We start from the raw sequence: 20,501 nt of genomic DNA on the forward strand, positions 1-20,501 counted from the left end.
GCGCTGAACGCGAGCCGATCGTCACGGCACGCCCGGCCCGAGGTGCTTCTCCAAGAAACCGACCATCGCCCGGTAAATCTGGAGCCGCTCTTTCGGGTCGCCGTAATTGTGGCCCACGTCGGCCAGAAACAGGCTTTCCGGCGGCCGTCCCGCCTTTTCCAGCGCCGCAATCATCCGCTTCGCCTGATCCTGCGGCACGCGGCGGTCTTTCTTTCCCTGGATGATCAGAACCGGCGCGGTGATCTTGTCCGCAAAGTTCGCCGGTGAAGCGTTGCGCAGGCGCTCGAGATCTTTTTCCGGATCGCCGATCTGCTCGCGCCAGTAACGGCGCGCGTCCTTGTTTTCCGACACATCGCTGTCCTCGTAGATCGCCGGCCAGTCGGTCACTCCCGCGAACGAAATTCCGCAGCGATAAAGGCCCGGGCTGCGACCAAGCCCGAACAGCGCGGAATAGCCGCCATAACTCATGCCCATGATCGCGATGCGCTGCGGGTCCGCCACGCCGGCGGCGATGGCCCATTTCGTGGCGTCCTCGATGTCGTTCTGGATCTTGCCGCCAATCTCCTTCCTCGCCTGCTGAAACAGGTCGTCGCCATAGCCGGGTGAGCCGCGATAGTTCATCTGGAGCACCGCGTAACCCCGGTTGGCGAGGAGTTGGGTCAGCGAATTGAAGCCCCACGTGTCGCGCGCCCAGGGGCCACCATGCGGCATGACCACGAGCGGCAGCCCCTTGGGTGGGTGCCCGTTCGGCACGGTGAGGTAGCCGTGGACGACCAGCCCGTCGCGGGCGGTGTATTTGATCGAATGCATCGGGGCCATCTGCGCGGGCTTGATCCAGCCCATGCGCGGCGCCAGCGGCTTGAACGACTTCTGCGCCGTGTCCAACAGGTGGTAGTCGCCCGGATGCTGGTCGGAGAACGCATACCAAAGCTGACGCCGGCCGTCGTGCGACTCGTCCACGAGGATGTTCACGGTGTTGGGCAGGGCCTTGTCCACCGCCGCCTGCCGCGTGGCATAGTCGCGATCAAACCACTTCACGCGCGGCGACTCGGTGTAATAGCGGATCCCGGCCAGCGCCTGTTTGTGCCGGGAGAAAATCACCCCCGCCAGCGTGACGCCGGCTGCGCCGCTGAGACCGCGGTCCGGCACAATGTCGTATTCCGGATCGGAGAGCAGCGCTTCGCCAAATTCGCCTGTTTCAGGGTCCAATGGATAGACCGCCCAGCGCCGTTGGTCATTGAGCTTGGTGACGAGCAGCCGGTTGCTGGCCCGGTCGTAACCTGAGAGCCGGAACTGGCCCCGTCGGTTTTGCAGCGGCAGGATTGTCCTCCATTCTTCCTTTTCCGAGGCCCGGTAGATCGCGCCCGAAAGGTCGCCGTGGGTCAGGATGCCGAAGCGTGCCACGCCATCGAAATCCAAGCCCCAGTGGGCCACTTCGCCGGGATTCTTCACCACAGTCTTGCTCAGGCCATCAAGGGTGTTCATCCGCACGATCTCCGGCCGGTTGGGATGCCGCGGCCGGTTGAGCAACAGGATGCTCTGGTCCTTGTCCCCAAAGGCATGGACGATTTCGCGCATGAACGGGGCCGTGAGCGTCGCCTCGATCCGATCGCGTTCGTATCCCGCGATGCCCTTGGCCTTCCCTCCGTCACGATTGACGGCAATCAGGCCAAAAATCGCATCGTCCAGGGTCGTGGTGATCACCAGTCGCGTGGGACTGATCCACCGGTAGTCATAGACTTCCTTCCGCCCGGTGAAACCGCCGATGCCCTCGCCCAGATCGAGACGAGTGACTTGGTTGGTCTCCAGATCAGCCACATGCAGCATGGACAGGCCGTTATGCGGCCGGACAAAAGCGAATGCTTTCCCATCGGGCGCAAGGCGGGCTTGGGTCGTGTCCGGCTCGCGGGTGAAATCCTCAATCGGCAGGCGCTCGATCGCGGCCAGCCTGACCATGGTAAGCGATATCAAGGCGAGGCTATGGGGTGATAGCTTCATGCGACACGTTTAGGAAGAACTTCGCGGCAGGAGAATGCACCGGCCTTTCGGTCAGTCCGGCAGCTTGGCTGCACGCATCCGGGAGAGCATTTCCTGAGCCGCCGCGAAGTCCGGCTGAAGTTTCAAGGCCGACTCAAAAGCCTCCCGCGCTTCGCGCCAACGGCGCAATTCCAGCAGGGCGTTGCCGAGGTTGTAATAGGCATTCGCGTAGTCGGGTCGCAGCCGGATGGCTTCCCGGTAGCTCGTCACCGCCGCCTCAAATTCCCGGGACTCGGCCAACGCAATGGCCAGGTTGGCGTGTGCCTCGGCGGTGGCCGGCGCTTCCGCCACCACCTGCCGCAAAATGGTCACCGCATCGGTCAATCTCCCCTGGCGGGTGAAGGTCACTCCGAGCTGCAGGCGGGCCTCAAGCAACGCGGGAGCAAGCTCCGCGGCTCGCGAGAAAGCCGTCGCTGCCTCGGCGAAACGCTCGCGCTGCAGCAGGATCAAGCCGAATCCGAGATGCACTTCGGGCAAGTTGGAGCGCAAGGCCAAGGCCGCCTGGAGGTGCGCGGAGGCCTCGATGACCTGCCCTTCCTTGGCCAACAGCACACCCAGCAGCGCCCGGGCCTGGGCAAAGTTCGGCAGGAGACGCACGGCTTCGGCGTAGGACTGGATCGCCTCCGCCGGGCGGCCGGCATCCTGCAGCGCGAGGCCAAGGTTGAAATGCACCTGCGCCACTTCCGGCTCCAGTCGCACGGCCTGTCCATAGTGCCGAATCGCCGCATCAAATTCGCCGCGGTGATAGTAGGCATGAGCCAGGTTGTTGTGGGCCTTGGCACTGGTCGGGCGTTTCTGGACATTGTCGCTCCATAGCCGGAACGGATCCTGATAATCCCGGTTGCGGTCCGCCGTTGCCAGGCCGGCGGCGATCGCCACCGCGAAACACAGCGCCAATCCCCTCCGCCCCACCCAGGCGGTCGTAGCCGCGACCAGCACGCCGATCAGGGCCGCCAAGGGCAGATACATCCGATGCTCCACGATGATCTGCGCCCCCGGCATCACCGTGGTCGGCGCGAGCAAGAGGAAGAATGCCCCCAAGCCGAGCGACTCCGGACGCCGTCGCCACCACAGCCAGGCCGTCAATCCGAGCAACAGCGCGATCATCAAAGAACAGCCGATCAGCACCGCCCGGCGTGGATCGCCCACGATGCCGTATTCAAAAATCAGGGGATGCGGCCAGACGGTGAGACCGAGATAGCGCGTCAGCGCTTCGGGTTGCGTCAGCCAATATTGCAGAAACGCTTCCCCACTCCACCGGTAGGTGCCACCCCGGTCCCCCCCGGTGCCCAGGACCAACCATGCCAACGGCACCCAGGTGGCCCCGAGTGCGAGGTAGTAAAACGGACGCCTCCGCAAGGCGGCCAATACACTGTCGCAATAAAAAACCCGGTCGGCCATCAGCACAAAAATGGGCGCCGTCACCGCCACCTCCTTGGTGCCCACCCCCAGCAGACAGGCAAACACCGAGATCGCACCCCACTTCCAACCGCCACCCGCCCCGGCCATCCGCACGAAGGCATAGACCGTGAGCAGGTAGAAAAAACCCATCAGCGACTCGGCGCGCTGAACCACGTAGGTCACCGCCTGGGTCTGCAGCGGGTGCAGCACCCACAGCAGCGCGATGGCGCAGGCCGCCGGGGTGGCGAAGACTTTTAGGTGATACGGCGGCACCACGCGGTCCGGGTGCTTGGGCTCGACCGGGGCCGACGCGAAGCCGCGACCGCCTGCCACGCGCGGCAACACCCGGCGAGAGAGGCCGAACAGCAGCAATCCGGCCGCGATGTGGATGAGCAGATTCACGACATGGTAACTCCATGGCTGCACGCCACTGAGCGCGTAGTTCACCGCCAGCGACAGGTTCAACACCGGCCGCCCGCTCACGGTGTAGCCGAACTCCCGCGGTGGATTCAGCGGCCCCGAGAGCGGCCAGAGCTGGCGGATACTCGGATTGTCCAGAATGGACGGGATGTCGTCGAAGATGAATGGCGCGCTGAACGAATTCCAGTAAGCCGCCACACCTGCCGCGGCGATGAGCCCGCCGGAAAGCAGAATCGTGCGACGGTTGCTCATGTCGGCTTTCAATCTGAGGGACGTGGCCCACCAGAGCGACAATTGTCTGTGTCAGTAAGTGTCCAAAGTGCAGCCGCGCTCCGCCCGGGCTGGGAGCGTCGCCTTAACCGCCACCCCAAAGCCGGAGAAACTCCACCTCGTCGATCACGGGCACGCCGAGCTGCTGTGCTTTCTCCAGTTTTGACCCGGCTTCGGCGCCGGCCAGCACATAGCTGGTCTTCTTGCTCACGCTGCCGCTCACCTTGCCGCCGGCCGCGAGGATCTTCTGCTCGGCCTCCTCCCGATTCAACGTCGGCAACGTGCCGGTCAGCACGAAGGTTTTGCCCGTAAACACGCCTGCCGCGACCACCGAGCCCTGCGGGTTGATGCCAAGCTTGGCCAACTTCGCCAGCAGGCGGCGCCCCGGCTCGCTGGCGAAAAATTCCACGACGCTCGCTGCTACGGCCGGCCCGATCTCGGAAGGCACCCCAGCCAGAACGCCGGCATCAAGCGCGGTGATTGCCGCATCCAGCTGCGCGCAGAGTTCCTTGCGCCGGGCCTTGTCTGCCTCGTCCTTTGGCGGGTTCTTGCGCGAGTTGGGTGCCTGTTGCTCCCGCTCGGCGAGCAATTCGGCCTTCTTCAGGACCGCCCGAAGCAGCGGCGAATCCGTCAGCTCGGCAAAACTCCGGTGCCGACGCCCCAGTTCGCGGGCAGTGGACTCTCCCACATCGGGCACGCTCAGTGCATAGAGCCACTTTTCGAGCGGAAGCGCCATCGCGGCCTCGCGCGCAGCGACAACCTTGGCGGCGTTCTTCTCGCCAAACATGCGCGGCTCCTCCGCCGTGCCGAGATTTAGCGTGCCGAGCGTCTCCTGCGGGACGTGGTAGAGGTCCGGCGGGTCCTGCACGTGTCCGAGTTCGACGAGTTTCGCGGCGACCACGCCGCCCACGCCGTCGATCGCCAGCGCGCGCCGGCTGCAGAAGAAACCCAGCCGGCCCGCGCGCTGCGCAGAGCAATCGTAGTTCTGGCACTTCCACGCCACGCCCTGCGCCTCCTCGGCCGCCACCTCGAGCTTGGCGATCCGGCCACCACAAACGGGACACTTGTGCTCGACCGCCGCGGGGAGGTCGAACTCCTTGGCGCCTGCCGGACGCTCCTCCGGAAACGAACGCAGCACCGCCGGGATGACTTCGCCAGCCTTCTCGATCTCCACGAGGTCGCCAATGCGAATGTCCTTCCGGCGAATCTCCTCCTCGTTGTGGAGCGTGGCGCGCGCGATGGTGCTGCCGGCGAGGAACACCGGCTCCAGTTCGGCCACAGGACTGAGGATGCCGGTTTTGCCGACCTGGATGGTGATGGCCTTGAGGCGCGTGCGCGCGGTGTCGGGCTTGTATTTGTAGGCGATGGCCCAGCTCGGTGCTTTGGCCGTCGAGCCCGCCTCGCGCTGCAGCGCCAGGTCGTCGAGCTTCACGACGGCGCCGTCGGTGCCATAGGCGAAACTGCGGCGCAGCTGGTCAAGTTCCCCGATGGCGGCCCAGGCCGCATCAATGCCCTTGACGTGCCAGATGCGCTCGACGCCGGGGAGTCCCCAGGCCTTCAGCCGTGCGTGCAGCTCCGCCTGCGTTTGCACGACCGACGGCTCACAGTGGCCGAGGCTGTAGAGTACGATGGAGAGTTTGCGCTTCGCCACCTCGTTCGGGTCGAGCTGCTTGATCGCGCCGGCGGCGGTGTTGCGCGGGTTGGCGTAAAGTTCCTCCCCCGCAGCGGCGCGCTCGGCGTTGAGGCGCTGAAATTCGGCCGCCGTCAGGTAAATCTCGCCGCGAATTTCCACGAAGTCGGGCATGGTCGTGCCGGGCACGGCCTTTAGCTCGCGCGGAACCGTGGCAATCGTGAGCACGTTCGCGGTCACATCGTCGCCCTTTTCGCCTGTGCCGCGCGTGACTGCCCGCACGAAGCGGCCCTGCTCGTAGGTCAGGCTGATGGCGAGGCCGTCGATCTTCGGCTCGACCGTATAATGCAGTTCCCCGGAGCCGAGCAGCTTCGCCAGCCGGGTATGAAACGCCCGCACCTCCTCCTCGCTATAGGTGTTGTCGAGGCTGAGCATCTTCTGCCGGTGCGCGACTTCCTTGAAGCCCTGCGCGCGGTCATCACCGACCTGTTGCGTGGGTGAGTCGGCGCTGGCAAACTCGGGATAGCGCGCCTCCAGTTCGGCCAGCTCACGCTTCAGCCCATCGTATGCGAAATCCGTGATCTCCGGTCGGGCCTGCCGGTAATAGCGCTCGTCATGACGCGAAACTTCGGCGCGGAGCTGGGCGATGCGTTTCTGGGCCTCGGCGGGGGTCATGGAATACGTTGCAGATCAGGTTTCCGTCTCGGCTCTCCCGGGGCAACACCGATTCCACCCGGGCGGTTCAATCGAGCGCAGACAGCCGCCAATCAACGGAGGCCGTCCGCAAAATGAGCTGATGGCCGGAGGGCCCGGGGCTTTTCCGTGCTTGCCTGCTTCCCGCGGATTGTTGTCTCTGCAAAGACTCATGCGATTCCACAAGTATCACGCCCTCGGCAACGACTACATCGTGATGGATCCGGCCGATTTTCCCGGCTGGTCCGCCCCGACGACAGAACAGACCCGTGTTATCTGTCATCGCAATTTCGGCGCCGGCTCCGACGGCATCCTTTGGGGTCCGTTGCCGACGCAGCGCGCCCAGTTCGGCCTGCGCATCTTCAATCCCGACGGCTCGGAAGCAGAAAAGTCCGGCAACGGGCTCCGCATCTTTTCCCGCTACCTCTACGACCAGAAGAAGGTCACGACCGCGCCCTTCACCGTGGACACGCCCGGCGGCGTGGTGAACGTCGTCATCGCACCCGGCGGCCAGTTGCTCACGATCGACATGGGGCACGTCAGCTTCGACAGCGCCAAAATACCCGTCGTCGGCGCTCCGCGCGAGGTCTTGCAGGAGAAAATCCAGATCCTCGACCGCGAGTTCATCTTCACCGCCGCAACGATTGGTAACCCGCACTGCGTGATCCCGCTGCCGACCGTCTCACCCGAGCTGGCGCACCGCTACGGCCCTCACCTCGAAACCCACGCCAACTTCCCGCGCAAGACCAACGTCCAGTTCCTGCAGGTGCTCGACCGAGCCAACATCCGGATCGAAATCTGGGAACGGGGCGCGGGCTATACACTCGCCTCCGGCAGCAGCTCCAGCGCGTCAGCGGCCGTGGCGCACAAGCTCGGCCTCGTGGACCGTAAAGTCACCGTGCACATGCCCGGCGGACAGATCGGCATCGAGATCGGCGACAACTTCTCCATCCGCATGACCGGTCCGGTCACCCGCGTGGCCGAGGGCACACTCCACCCTGAGCTGTTCACCACCAAGGTCTGAGCGCTGACCAAGTAGTCCGGATTGTTCCGTGAGCAGGCAGCTGGCGGGCAATTTCCGCCAGGCATGCCACCTATGAAAAGACGGAAGCGAGCCCGCGCCCCGGCCCAACGCCTCTGCTGCCGACGAGCAATTAGCTGATCAGAAGAAGCCAGCCGGTGATTAAACGGGCTGGCTATGGGTTCAGAGTGTGAATCCTGACGGGATGACAGCTCCCTTGCAGACGCAGAGGATGCCGTCGCGGATGACCACGCCGTGCGGGTAGTCCCCGTCGGCCTTGCCTTCCGGGGAAAGCGAAACGTTGTCACCGATGCGCGCATTCTTGTCGATGATCGCGCGCTGAATGCGGCAGTTGCGACCGACCCCGATGGGCGGCCGGCCGTTGTCGCGATCCGTCTGCACCTCGGCCTTCGTTTGATAGTAGTCGGCGCCCATCATGACCACATCCTCGAGATGGGAATTCTCGCCCAGAATGGAGCGGATGCCGATGACGCTGTGCTTGAGCGTGGAGTCGGTCACCAGACAGCCATCGCCAATGACGACGTGGTCGATGTTGCAACGGTTGACCTTGGACGCAGGCAGGTAGCGCGCGTGAGTGAAGATCGGGGCGCTGCGGTCGAAGAAGTTGAAGGGCGGCAGCGGCTGCGCGAGCGCGAGGTTCGCCTCGAAGAAGGCGCGCACGGTGCCGATATCCTCCCAGTAGCCCTCGAAGATATGGCTGAAGAGCTTGGCCTTGCCGAGCAGCGCCGGGATGACCTCCTTGCCGAAATCCTTCATGTCATTGGCGAGGGCCTGCTGCAGGACCTTGCGGCTGAACACGTAGATGCCCATCGAGGCGAGGCAGCGCTTTTCGGAGCAAGGCTCCAGCTTCGCCTCGAGCGCGGGGCTGATCGTAAGACCGTTGATGATCGCGGGGTCCTTGGGTTTCTCGACGAACTCGGAGATCGAGAGATCATCCTTCACGCGCATGAGGCCCAGGCCCTCGACCTTGGAGACAGGGAATGGAATCGCCGCGATCGTGACATCGGCGCCGGTAGCCACGTGCTGGTCGATGATCTTCCGGAAATCCATCCGGTAAAGCTGGTCGCCTGAGAGGATCAGGATGAAATCGTGCTGGTGGCCGTTGAAATGCTCGAGGTTGCGGCGCACGGCGTCGGCCGTGCCCTCATACCAAGAGGTGCTGAGGTTGGTCTGCTCAGCCGAGAGCAGATCGATGAACCCGGCGCCGAAGGGATCGAAGTGAAAACTTTTGTTGATGTGCCGGTGCAGCGACGCAGTGAGAAACTGGGTGAGCAGGAAGATCCGGTTGTAACCCGAGTTGATGCAGTTGCTGATCGGGATGTCCACCAGGCGGTATTTGCCGGCAAGAGGAACGGCAGGTTTGCAGCGCTCCTTGGTAAGGGGATAAAGGCGGGTGCCGCGACCGCCACCCATGATGACCGACAAAACACGTTTTGAGTCTGACATAAATAGGGGTGTTCTAATTCCTTGCGGTATGATTTGTATGAGACCAAAAATCGCCAGCCAAAACCAATCGCTCCACCAAAACTAATCCCAATACCATGTGCGGAATCGTAGGCTACATCGGCAAACAAAAGGCGTCGGCCATCATCCTCGAAGGACTCAAGCGCCTCGAATATCGCGGGTATGACTCCACCGGCATTGCGGTCCAACAGGACAGACGCTTCGAAGTGGCCAAGAAAATCGGACGGGTGGACGGCCTGATCAAGGCCACGTCAGCCCAAAAGATACCCGGCTTTTCCGGCATCGGCCACACCCGTTGGGCCACCCACGGCGGCGTGACCGACGCCAACGCCCATCCGCACGTGAGCAGTGATGGCAAAATCGCGCTCATCCATAACGGTGTGATTGAAAACTACGCCAGCATCAAAAAGTTCCTGCTCACCAAGGGCTACACCTTCCAGTCGGAAACCGATACCGAGGTGCTCTGCAACCTCATCGCCTACCACTATCAGAAGGAACCCGTGCCGGCCGAGGGCAGCCGCTTCCTTGAATCCGTCCGCAAGACCCTGCGCCATGTGCAGGGCACCTACGGCATTGCGGTGATGTGTGGCGACTGTGCCGCGGAAATTGTCGCGGCCCGGAAGGGCTCCCCGCTCATCCTGGGCGTGGGCGATGGTGAATACATGCTGGCGAGCGACGTCTCCGCCATCATCAGCCGCACCCAGAATGTGGTCTATCTTAAGGACGGAGAGCTCGTGCACATCACCGCCCAGGGCTTCGGCATCACGACCCTCGAGGCCGAGGATGTCTCGCCCGTGGTGGACAAGATCACCTGGAACATCGCCGATGCCGAACTGGGTGGCTACGCCCACTTCATGGAGAAGGAAATTTTCGAGCAGCCCACTGCGCTCGAAAACACCATGCGCGGCCGCTTCTCGGAGGACGGGAGCACCGCCCAGTTTGGCGGACTCAACATCTCCGCCGTGGACCTGCGCCAAGTGGACCGTGTGCATCTGCTCGCTTGCGGCAGCGCGTGGCACGCCTGCCTGGTGACCGAACACCTCATCGAGCGCTTCGCCCGATTGCCGGTCGAGGTGGATTACGCCTCGGAGTTCCGTTACCGGAACATGCCCCTGGGCAGCAACACACTGTTCTTCACCATCAGCCAGTCCGGCGAGACCATCGACACCCTGGCCGGCATGCGCGAAGCCAAGCGCAAGGGCTACAAGGTCCTCGCGGTCAGCAATGTGGTCGGCTCGACCATCGCCCGCGAGGCCGACGGCGGCGTCTATCAGCATGTTGGGCCCGAGATCGGCGTGGCCTCGACCAAGGCCTTCACTTCCCAAATCCTCATCGGGGCCATGCTGTCGCTCTACCTGGGTCGCATGCGCGACATGAGCTTCAGCGAAGGCGTGGAAGTGGTCAACGCCCTCAAGGGCACCCCCGATCTCGTCCGCAAGGTGCTGGAGCAGGCCCCGCGTATCCGGGAAATCGCCAAACGTTTCGCCCACTACCACGACTTCCTGTTCCTCGGACGACTCTCCCTCTTCCCGGTTGCCCTGGAAGGAGCGCTCAAACTCAAGGAGATCTCCTACATTCACGCCGAGGGCTACCCCGCGGCCGAGATGAAGCACGGCCCCATCGCCCTGATCAGCGAAAACTGCCCCTCGGTGTTCTTCGTGCCCTCCGGCGAGATGTTCAACAAGGTCGTCTCCTCGATGCAGGAAATCAAGGCCCGCAAGGGTAAGATCATCGCCATCGCCACCGCGAATTGCGACCTCCCTGCCGGTCTGGCCGATGAGGTCATCACCATCCCCGAGTGTCACGAGTCCGTGCTTCCGGTCGTCGCGACTGTGCCGGTCCAGCTTCTCAGCTATTATATCGCCGTGGAGTTGAATCGGGACGTGGACAAGCCGCGCAATCTGGCAAAGTCGGTGACGGTCGAATAACGCATGCAAGTCACTCCCACCCGCGACACTTTCCTGGAACTCAGCCGGCAGGGCAACGTCATCCCGGTCTGCGCGGATCTCCTCGCCGACCTTGAGACGCCCGTCTCGGCCTATGCCAAACTACGTGGCGCAGGCCCGGCCTTCCTGCTGGAATCGGTCGAAGGGGGCGAAAATGTCTCCCGCTACAGTTTTATCGGCTGCAACCCGCGAAAAATCCTCTCCGCCCGAGCCGGGGAGGGTGATCCGCTGAAGCTGCTCGAGGCTGAACTCGCCGGCTACAAGCCTGTCGCCGTGCCCGGCCTCCCGCCCTTCACCGGGGGTGCCGTGGGTTATCTGGGCTATGAGTTCATTCACGGCGTCGAGAAAACCGTCCCCTTGGCCGCAAAGGATGAACTGGGCGTGCCCGCGATGTGGTTCATGCTGTGCGACTCGGTCCTGGCCTTCGACCGTGCGCATCAGACGATGCGGCTGATCGTCAATGCCCATGTCCGCGGCGATGCCGGGGCCGCGTACGATGCCGCCTGTGCCGAGCTGGAACGCATGCGCGCGGCCCTCGCCCGCCCCACTCCGCTCGCTCCGGCCATTTTGGGCACCACCGGCCCGGTGCAGGTGCCCGCCGGCAACTTCTCGAAGGACGCCTTCGAGAAAATGGTCGATGACTCCAAGGAGTTCATCCGCTCCGGCGACATCTTCCAGATCGTGCTCTCGCAGCGCTTTAGCCGGGAGTTCAACCGGACCCCGCTCGACCTCTACCGCGCCCTGCGCACGGTCAACCCGTCGCCCTACATGTTCATTCTGGAGACGGAAGGCTTCGCGCTCGTCGGTGCTTCGCCCGAAGTTCATGTGCGCCTGACCGGCCGGAAGGTCGAGATCCGCCCCATCGCCGGCACCCGCCCGCGCGGCAAGACGCAGGCCGAGGATGTCGCTCTTGAGCAGGAATTACTGGCCGACGAAAAGGAAAAGGCCGAGCACCTCATGCTCGTGGATCTCGCCCGCAACGACATCGGCCGGGTCAGCACCTACGGCACAGTGAAGGTGCCCGAATTCATGATCATCGAGCGCTACTCCCATGTGATGCACATTGTGTCACAGGTGGAGGGACAACTTGCGCCAGAACGCACCGCTTTTGACCTGATGCGCGCTACTTTTCCGGCCGGCACGGTCAGCGGTGCTCCAAAAATTCGCGCGATGCAGCTGATTGCCGAAAAAGAAGGCACGCAAAGGGGCAGCTATGCCGGCGCGCTCGGTTATTTCAGCTACGACGGCAACCTAGACTCCTGCATAACTCTTCGCACGGCATTGGTTAAGGACGGGCTGGTGCATATTCAGGCAGGTGCTGGTGTGGTCGCCGATTCAGTGCCCTCCGCCGAATACCAAGAGACCATCAACAAGGCCTCAGCGCTCTTCAAAGCCATCGCTTTGGCGGACCAGATGTCATAATTAGGCATCTGTTGGGCACATTTTTGCGTAACATAGGTCGTTAGAGAACGTCTGGGAATGCGATGCCTGTTTCAGGCATCCTATCTGCAAGGTATTCGGGCAAACCACCAAACTGGGACACGCAAAATGCCACATCGTAAAAACACCCGCCACAGCAAACCGGAAGCTGCCACGAACGAGCGAGTCAACTCTGCCAGCCTCACGATTCCCTCCCCTGATATGGGACTGACGCTGCGCCCGGAGATCACGCCCGCAGCCCCTGCTCCGGTTTCCGAATTTGACCAGGCCTCTCCGGTGGACCGCCGTGACGAACGCTCGAATCTTCAGCTTTATCTCAATGAAATCCGCCAGACTCCCCTGCTGACCGTGGAGGAGGAGATCAAGCTCGCCGCTCGCATCAAGCGGGGCGACAAGGCGGCCCGCGACCACATGATCAAGGCCAACCTGCGCCTCGTCGTGAAGATCGCCTACGATTACAATCAGATGGGCCTCCCGCTCATGGACCTGATCAGCGAGGGCAACCTCGGCCTCATCAAGGCCGTCGAGCGCTTCGATCCCGCCAAGGGCGGTAAGCTCTCCACCTACGCCGCCTGGTGGATCAAGCAGTCCATGAAGCGCGCCTTGGCCAACCAGTCCAAGACCATCCGCCTTCCCGTCCACCTCGTGGACAAGATCTCCCGCATGCGGAAGATGATCGCCAAACTCACCGAAGAACTCGGTCGCGAGCCCGAAAACGAGGAGATCGCCGCCGAATTGCAGATCCCGACCGCGAAGGTCGCGCTCCTGAAGACCGTGAGTGTCCGCCCGGCCTCGCTCGACGCCCCCGTCGGAGAGGATGACGGCTCCGCCACGCTCGGGGACCTCGTTGGTGACGATGCCGCCGTCAGTCCCTTCGAAGGTCTGGGCGAAAAGAGCCTCAAGGAAGACCTCAAGGCCATGGTCAACTCCCTCGACCCGCGCGAAGCCAGCATCATCCGCCTGCGCTTCGGTCTCGATGGCGAGAAGGAGCTGACCCTCGAGGAAGTCGGCAAGAAATTCAAAGTCACCCGCGAACGCATCCGCCAGCTCGAGTATCTCGCTCTCGCCAAGATCCGCCGGCAGATGCAGAAGCACGACAAGATTCGCACGACCGACGAGATCGAAGAGGAGCGCTTCGCCGAAGAGCGCGCCGCTGCGATTCGCGGTCTCGTGGCCAAGCAAACCGAAGAATTTGCCTGATCTCCACCTTTCCCAAAGCAAAGGGCGCAACCTTTCGGTTGCGCCCTTTTTATTGGGTTAGGGGAAAGTTCACTTCTTCAACGGCTTCAACCGCAGAAAGGCCACGTCGTGGGAAGCGAGATGCTTCTTGAAGACCTTGGCCGTGGTGCCGACGTCCTGTTTGTCCCAGATATCCCTAACTGTGCACTCGCCGCCGATGAACCACCAGCCGTGTCCGAAATCGATTTCCAGGTCGGCGGCTTCGTCACCGGAATTGAGCAGAGCCACCGCCCATTCGCCGCCCGCGAGTTCGCGCACCCAGATTTCCCGGCCCTTCTCGGCCCGGAACCGCCAACCCTGTTTGCCCAGCGAATCCTGATTAACCGCCAGGGCTTCGCGGTCGATGAGCAGGGCGTTGATCTCGGGCGTCATCTTGCGCACATCGTTGCCGGCCATCAGCGGCGCGGCGAGGATGCACCAAAGGCTGAAGTGCGCGCGTGACTCGGCAAAGCTCAGTCCCTCGTTGCCGGCCTCCAGCATGTCGGGGTCGTTCCAGTGATCCGGACCGGCAAAGGCACCGATGCCATTGTTCTGCCCGTCGGCCGGCTGCACCAGCGAGTGCTGGAGATCGAGAATCACCTTCCAGCCGCGCTCCCAGCGCTGCGTGCAGTCGTAGCAATCGGTGATATCGCCCGTGGTGCGCCAGAGGTGCCCCACGTCCTTGGCCCATTCCCAAGGCTTCGAATTACCCCACTCGCAGATGCTGAAAACAATGGGCCGGCCGGCCGCGTAAATCGCATCGCGCATGCGGGTGTAGGCATCCTTGGCATTGGCGTCGCCCGACTGGCACCAATCGTATTTCAGGTAATCCACGCCCCATTCCGCGAACTTCTTGGCGTCCTGAAATTCGTGTCCCCAACTGCCCGGATAACCGGCGCAGGTCTTTTTGCCCGCACACCCGTAGATGCCGAACTTGAAACCCCGCGCATGGAGATAGTCACCGAGCGCCTTCATTCCGCTCGGGAACTTCACGGGGTGGGCCTGGAGGTTGCCATCCTTGTCGCGCTCCATCGCCGACCATGTGTCATCAAGCACGATATAAACATATCCCGCATCGCGCATGCCATTTTTGATCATGGCGTCGGCGGTCTCCTTGATCATGAACTCGTCGATGTTGCTCGCGAACGTGTTCCAAGTATTGAAACCCATCGGCGGAGTCTTCACGAGCCCCTCAAACTTCTGGGCAAAGGCCGACGTGACGAGGCAGAGGGCAACGAGCAGGTTTCTCATGATGATCCGGGGTTAGGGGTGATCCGCCAGTAGGTCACCGTGCTCGCGGCCTGAACTCAAGCCAAGGCGCCGTCGCCAGGGTAAGATCGGTTATCCGGTTCTTAAGCTATTTTCCGCCGGCTGATGCTTGATTGGGCGGCCCTGACTTCATTCGCCATCGGCTGGATTCTTCGCTGCGCTCAGAATGCGCGCTACGCAGGAGATGTCCCTGACCTGTTATTCTGAGCGCAGCGTAGAATCCAGCGGGAAGGTCCGGCCGCCCCAGAGGTCCGCGCAAAGCCTATCCGCGTGTCGGCCAAAAAAAGGCGTCCCGCTTGCGCGGGACGCCTTGGAAGTCTTCCAATGGCTCGGAGGCTTATTCCTTCTTCGCGGCCTCGTCGAAGATGTCGCCGAGGTTGGTGAGGTCGGTGGCGCCGGAGCTCTTGGAGAACTGCTCGTAGGTCGCAGTTTCCTGCGCGAGCTGCTCCGCCGAGTAGTTGGCGGCCTTGATCGAGAGGCCGATGCGGCGCGCCTCGCGGTCGATCTTGATGACGCGGGCGGACACCTGCTGGCCGGGCTTGAGCACGTCCTTCACCTTGTCCACGCGGTCTTCCTGGATCTGCGAGATGTGCACGAGGCCGTCGATGCCGTCCTTCAGCTCCACGAAGGCGCCAAAGGTGGTCACCTTGGAGATGGTGCCCTGCACGACGTCGCCGATGCGGAAGAACGAGTCGATGTCGGTCCACGGATCGGTGGCGAGCTGCTTCATGCCGAGGCTGATGCGCTGCTGGCCGGCGTCCACGTCGAGCACGATCGCGTCCACTTCGTCGCCCTTCTTGAGCATCTCGGACGGGTGGTTGATCTTGCGGGTCCAGGACATGTCGGAGACGTGCACCATGCCGTCGATGCCTTCCTCGAGTTCGATGAAGGCGCCGTAGGTGGTCATGTTGCGCACCTTGCCGCGGACGCGGGCGCCCACCGGGTAGTTGTGGCGGACCATGTCCCACGGATTCGGCTCCAGCTGACGGAGACCGAGCGAGATCTTCTGCTCGTCCTTCTGGATGCCAAGGACGACCGCATCGAGCTCCTGACCGACCTTGAGCAGCTCGGAGGGCTTGGTGATGCGCTTGGTCCAGGACATCTCGGTGATGTGCACGAGGCCCTCGACGCCGGGCTCGAGCTCGATGAAGGCGCCGTAGGGCACGAGGTTGACCACCTTGCCGTGGATCTTGGAACCAACCGGGAACTTGTGGTCGATGTTGTCCCAGGGATTGTTCTTGGTCTGCTTGAGGCCAAGGGAGACACGCTCCTTCTCGCGGTTGATGTCGATGATCATCACCTCGATCTCCTCGCCCTGCTTCAGCAGCTCGGACGGGTGGCCGATGCGGCCCCAGCTCATGTCGGTGATGTGCAGCAGGCCGTCCATGCCGTCGAGGTCGATGAACGCGCCGAAGTCGGTGATGTTCTTGACCACGCCCTTGCGGACCTGGCCGGGCTGGAGCTTCTCGAGCAGGTCGCGGCGCTTCGTGACGCGTTGCTCCTCGATGAGCTCGCGGCGGGAGAGCACGATGTTCTTCCGCTCGTGGTTGATCTTGAGAACCTTGAAGTCGTAGGTCTGGCCGACGTATTGATCCAGGTTCTTCGGAGGCTGGATGTCGATGTGCGAGGCCGGGAGGAAGGAATCGACACCGATCGAGACGATCAGGCCGCCCTTGACCTTGGTCTTCACGCGGCCGGGGACGATGGCGCCCTCCTGGCACTTCGAGAGGATGTTCTCCCAGTTCTTCTTCTGCTGGGCCTGCTCGTAGGAGAGGACGGGGTTGCCCTCCTTGTCCTCGAGCTTCTCGAGGATGACCTCGATGGTGGAACCGATCTGGAGTTCACCGAGATCGGAAAACTCGTTGGCGGGGATGACGCCTTCCGCTTTGCCGCCAATATCGACGACGACTTCGTTGGCGCGGATTTCAGTGATGACACCGGGGACAATCGTGCCGGTCTTCAGTTTGTCGAACGTGCTCTGCGCGAGCAGTTCCTGCATTAGCGAACTCATGTTGGACTGTTTCGGAAATTTCGGCCGTGGCTCCGGCACATCCGTCGTTTCCGGGTGGGCTCTTGCGAGCCCGTGGGTTGAGGGTTGGACTGACTGACAGGCCGGTCGGAGCACCGCGGCAGTAACCGGCCTGACCTAAGAACGCCGCGAAAGGGGTCAAAAATTCCCTGAACGCCTTCCGTCCGGCAAGAGCAAACTTACTTTTTCTCCACGGCCTTCTCGGCGGCCAGTTCTGCCCAAACCTGCTGGAGGGTAGCGAAATAGGTCTGGAAGAAGCTGTGCTCCCGCAAAGCCTCCTGCCGGGTTCCGCCTAAGGAGGCACTCCCGACCTCCTGAGTCAGGCTCAACTCCACTTCAGATTTGCCAGGTTCGAGCTGGATGATCCTCACCCGAGCGACAGTCTGCCGCGAGTCACCGAAGGTCTCGCTGGTCTTGATCGAGCTGGCCGCCTCGATCCGGCCCATGGTCGAGCGAACCAGCACGAAATCGAGGCGCTTGAAGGCTTTTTGCGCGGCAAAATAGACCCCCTCGACATCGCCGTCCACCACTTGGGTCTGCGGCGGCACCGCGGTGAGCCGATCGGAAAACGAAGTGGACTCGCAGCCGGCGAACATAAAGGCAGCAAGAACAAGAAAGAAGCGAAGAGGCAGATTCATTTTTTGAAGCGTCATCCTGATCGCAGCGAAGGATCCAGTTCGATCGTGCTTCTGGATTCTTCGCTGCGCTCAGAATGGCCGGTGGTGTGAATTTGAAATGGTTCGGTTCGCCGGTTCAGGCGGGTTGCTGTTGGGAAATGCAGTGCAGGGTGCCGAGACCCCAGATCAGGTGATAGCAGTCAATGGGCACGACCTCGCGGCCGGGGAAACAGTTCCCGATGATTTCGCAGGCGGCGGCATCGCGCTTCGGCTGGCGAAACTGCGGCACGAGCACCGCGCCGTTGATGATGAGAAAATTCGCGTAGCTCGCGGGCACCTGCTGGCCGTGGAAGCCAAACGGCTTTGGCATCGGCAGCTCCACGATGTCGAATTTCTTTCCGACCGGCGTGCGGAAACCGCGCAGGCGCTCGAGATTTTCCGCGAGCAGCCGGTGGTTGGGATCGCGCCGGTTCGGCTCCACGCACGTAATAAATCCGTCGGCCTTGTAGAAACGTGTGATGTCGTCGATGTGGCCGTCGGTGTCGTCACCCACGATCCCCTCGCCCACCCACAGAATCTGTTCGACGCCAAGGTAGTCGCGCAGGTTCTGCTCGATGTCGCTGCGGAAAAGCCGCGGATTGCGGTTCTTGTTCAAAAGACACTGTTCACTGGTGAGCAAAAGGCCCGCGCCATTCACATCAATCGAACCGCCCTCGAGCACCATGTCGTTCTCGAAGCGGCGCAGCTTGAGGGCGAGTGCGATGCTCGGAGGGATCTTGTTGTCGAGGTCGTAGGGCGGATATTTGCCGCCCCAGGCATTGTGCACCCAATCGGTCACCGCCACCTCGCCCGTGCGCCGGTGCTTCACGAAGATCGGTCCGTGGTCGCGACACCAAGTGTCGTTGGTCGGGTGGTTGTGGAATTTCACGCGTGACATGTCCGCCCCGGCCTTCGCGCAGAGACGTTTCGCGCGCGGCTGCAGCTTGGCGGCGCAGTTGATGCGCACCGGCTGGAAACGGCTGATCTGTTTCACGATCTCCGCAAACACGTAGGGAATCGGGCGAAACTGACTTGGCCAGGTCGCGCGGTTGTGCGGCCACGAAAGCCAGACGGCCGCCTGCGGCTCCCACTCGGCGGGCATCTGAAACCCCAGCTGCGCCGGGGTTTTGACTTTCGATTTTTGATTCTCGATTTTCGATTGGATCATCGGTGGGGTGCGGCCTCAGGACACGCTGGCTAGTGCAAAAGCCCGCGCGGTGCGCGGGCTCCAGCTTCAGTCAATGTAGCGTTTCGTGATGTCGCCGTAGGCGTCGATGCGCCGGTCGCGCAGGAACGGCCAGTGCGTGCGCGTGGTGTCCACACTGCCGAGGTCCACGGGCACAAGCAGGATTTCCTCTTTGTCCGTGGATGCCTTGGCGAGGATCTCCCCGCTGGTGCCGGCCACGAAACTCTGTCCCCAGAACTGGATGCCGTCGCCGCCGACCGGCGTCTCCGTGCCAATGCGGTTGGTCACCGCGACGAAACAGCCGTTGGCCACGCCGTGCGCGCGTTGGATGGTTTCCCACGCGCCGTGCTGGTTGGCGCCGTATTTGGCTTTTTCTTTCGGGTGCCAGCCGATCGCGGTTGGGTAAAAAAGGATCTCGGCGCCCTGCAGCGCCGTGAGACGCGCGCCCTCGGGATACCACTGGTCCCAGCAGATGAGCACGCCGATCTTGCCGTATTTCGTCTGCCACGCGCGGAAGCCCGTGTCGCCGGGCGTGAAGTAGAACTTCTCGTAGTAGAGCGGGTCGTCGGGGATGTGCATCTTCCGGTAGATGCCGAGCAACTTGCCGTCCGCATCGATGATCACGGCGGTGTTGTGGTAGAGCCCACCGGCGCGTTTCTCGAACAACGAGGCCACGATCACCACCTTGTGCTTCTTCGCGAGCTTCTGGAAAGCCGCCGTGCTGGGCCCGGGAATCGCCTCGGCCAGCAGGAAGTTCGCGTGGTCCTCGCTCTGACAGAAGTATTGGGAGCGGAACAACTCCTGCGTGCAGATGATCTTGGCGCCTCGCTTCGCCGCCTGTTCAGCCAGGGCCAGGGTTTTCTTCAAATTTTGCGCCGGATCACGCGTGCAGGCGTGCTGGAGCAGTCCGATGGTCGTCTTCATGCGCGGAGCGAAGGTCCGCCAGCCGGGGAAGACAAGATTTCTCAGGTTAAGGCAGGGTGTAAGTTGGCTTTGACAAGGGGCCTGTGAATTGTAAAAACAGCTTAGTCCCTCCCCTTAGCCCCCCACACCTATGTGCGCTGAACCCCGCCCCCTGATCGTCGTGGTCGAAGATGAACTGGAACTCGCCCAACTGATCGCGCAACACTTGGAGGAGGCGGGCATGAACGTGCAGACCTACCAGCGCGTCGCGCCGGCCCTGCGTTTTCTGCAGAACAATTTCGCGAACCTCATTCTACTCGACGTCAATCTGCCCGACGGCAACGGCTTCGAACTCATCAAGGAACTCAAGGCGCAGGACATCAACACGCCGGTTATTTTCGTCACCGCGAACACGCACGACGAAGCCAAGATCCAGGGCCTGAACCTCGGCGGCGACGACTACATCACGAAACCGTTCAGCTACACGGAACTGGTCGCGCGCATCCGCGCCGTGCTGCGCCGCACCGAGGGCCACACGGATTTCAACGTCACCAAGAATCTCCGCACCATTGACGGTCCCTTCGAATTTCTTGGCGCCAAGGTCCATCCCGAGCGGCTGGAAATTGAGTTTCCCAACGGCACCACCTTCAAGACCGGCCGCAAGGAACTGGGCATCATCGCCTATCTTCACTTGCACCGGAACATCGTGATCACGCGCAAGGAGCTGATCCACTCCGTCTGGGGTATCCACGCCGACATCCGCAGCCGCTCGCTCGACCAATACATCGTCAAGGTGCGCGCCGCCTTCGACAAGAACGGCGTCTCCCTCGACTGCTTCAAGACCGTCCACGGCATCGGCTACATCTTCGAGCCACCGGCTTCCGCCTCCTGAGCGGG

The 20,501-nt window shown here is 62.4% G+C and carries 14 protein-coding genes; 5 read left to right on the top strand and 9 right to left on the bottom strand.

Going from position 1 to position 20,501, the window contains the following annotated elements; genetic code table 11:
* Nucleotides 1-21: 21 nt before the first annotated feature.
* From ESB00_RS12745 to ligA, 3 genes are all read right to left on the bottom strand, one after another.
* Nucleotides 22-1,998 (bottom strand): alpha/beta hydrolase family protein, encoded by a 1,977-nt coding sequence (locus ESB00_RS12745; RefSeq protein ID WP_129048063.1) that lies wholly within the window; start codon nt 1,996-1,998, stop codon nt 22-24.
* Nucleotides 1,999-2,049: 51 nt separating this feature from the next.
* Complete coding sequence (locus ESB00_RS12750; RefSeq protein ID WP_129048064.1) at nt 2,050-4,110, bottom strand: tetratricopeptide repeat protein; 2,061 nt, start codon at nt 4,108-4,110, stop codon at nt 2,050-2,052.
* A 103-nt stretch (nt 4,111-4,213) separates the two neighbouring features.
* Nucleotides 4,214-6,433 carry an NAD-dependent DNA ligase LigA gene (gene ligA / locus ESB00_RS12755; RefSeq protein WP_129048065.1) on the bottom strand — a complete coding sequence of 740 codons (2,220 nt, stop codon included), beginning with the start codon at nt 6,431-6,433 and terminating at the stop codon, nt 4,214-4,216.
* 190 nt (nt 6,434-6,623) lie between these two features.
* Here ligA and dapF point away from each other — a divergent pair, with 190 nt between their 5' ends.
* Nucleotides 6,624-7,475, top strand: a complete 852-nt coding sequence (dapF, locus tag ESB00_RS12760; protein ID WP_129048066.1) for a diaminopimelate epimerase — start codon at nt 6,624-6,626, stop codon at nt 7,473-7,475.
* 180 nt (nt 7,476-7,655) lie between these two features.
* Here dapF and ESB00_RS12765 read toward each other — a convergent pair whose 3' ends face one another.
* A complete protein-coding gene (locus ESB00_RS12765; RefSeq protein ID WP_129048067.1) occupies nt 7,656-8,939 on the bottom strand; it encodes a glucose-1-phosphate adenylyltransferase in 1,284 nt (427 codons plus the stop codon).
* 95 nt (nt 8,940-9,034) lie between these two features.
* On the opposite strand from ESB00_RS12765, the gene glmS reads away from it, so the two are divergent.
* The 3 genes from glmS to ESB00_RS12780 all read left to right on the top strand — a co-directional run bounded on the left by glmS (nt 9,035) and on the right by ESB00_RS12780 (nt 13,543).
* Nucleotides 9,035-10,885: a glutamine--fructose-6-phosphate transaminase (isomerizing) gene (gene glmS / locus ESB00_RS12770; RefSeq protein ID WP_129048068.1), complete on the top strand. Its 1,851-nt coding sequence runs from the start codon at nt 9,035-9,037 to the stop codon at nt 10,883-10,885.
* Between the two features lie 3 nt (nt 10,886-10,888).
* Nucleotides 10,889-12,325 (top strand): anthranilate synthase component I, encoded by a 1,437-nt coding sequence (gene trpE, locus ESB00_RS12775; protein WP_129048069.1) that lies wholly within the window; start codon nt 10,889-10,891, stop codon nt 12,323-12,325.
* 219 nt (nt 12,326-12,544) lie between these two features.
* Nucleotides 12,545-13,543 (top strand): sigma-70 family RNA polymerase sigma factor, encoded by a 999-nt coding sequence (locus ESB00_RS12780; RefSeq protein ID WP_129048070.1) that lies wholly within the window; start codon nt 12,545-12,547, stop codon nt 13,541-13,543.
* 69 nt (nt 13,544-13,612) lie between these two features.
* Here the strand turns inward: ESB00_RS12780 and ESB00_RS12785 are convergent, their stop codons facing one another.
* The 5 genes from ESB00_RS12785 to ESB00_RS12805 form a co-directional block, all read right to left on the bottom strand.
* A complete protein-coding gene (locus ESB00_RS12785) occupies nt 13,613-14,812 on the bottom strand; it encodes a glycoside hydrolase family 27 protein (protein WP_129048071.1) in 1,200 nt (399 codons plus the stop codon).
* 355 nt (nt 14,813-15,167) lie between these two features.
* Nucleotides 15,168-16,841 (bottom strand): 30S ribosomal protein S1, encoded by a 1,674-nt coding sequence (gene rpsA / locus ESB00_RS12790; protein ID WP_179954383.1) that lies wholly within the window; start codon nt 16,839-16,841, stop codon nt 15,168-15,170.
* 197 nt (nt 16,842-17,038) lie between these two features.
* Complete coding sequence (locus ESB00_RS12795) at nt 17,039-17,497, bottom strand: hypothetical protein (RefSeq protein ID WP_129048072.1); 459 nt, start codon at nt 17,495-17,497, stop codon at nt 17,039-17,041.
* 115 nt (nt 17,498-17,612) lie between these two features.
* Nucleotides 17,613-18,683: an agmatine deiminase family protein gene (locus tag ESB00_RS12800; protein ID WP_246026478.1), complete on the bottom strand. Its 1,071-nt coding sequence runs from the start codon at nt 18,681-18,683 to the stop codon at nt 17,613-17,615.
* 66 nt (nt 18,684-18,749) lie between these two features.
* On the bottom strand, nt 18,750-19,625 hold the full coding sequence (locus tag ESB00_RS12805; RefSeq protein WP_129048073.1) for a carbon-nitrogen hydrolase: 876 nt from the start codon (nt 19,623-19,625) through the stop codon (nt 18,750-18,752).
* 130 nt (nt 19,626-19,755) lie between these two features.
* Here ESB00_RS12805 and ESB00_RS12810 point away from each other — a divergent pair, with 130 nt between their 5' ends.
* A complete protein-coding gene (locus ESB00_RS12810; protein WP_129048074.1) occupies nt 19,756-20,496 on the top strand; it encodes a response regulator transcription factor in 741 nt (246 codons plus the stop codon).
* Nucleotides 20,497-20,501: the final 5 nt, after the last annotated feature.

The organism is Oleiharenicola lentus, from assembly GCF_004118375.1.
In the GTDB taxonomy this organism is placed as follows: Bacteria; Verrucomicrobiota; Verrucomicrobiia; order Opitutales; family Opitutaceae; genus Lacunisphaera; species Lacunisphaera lenta.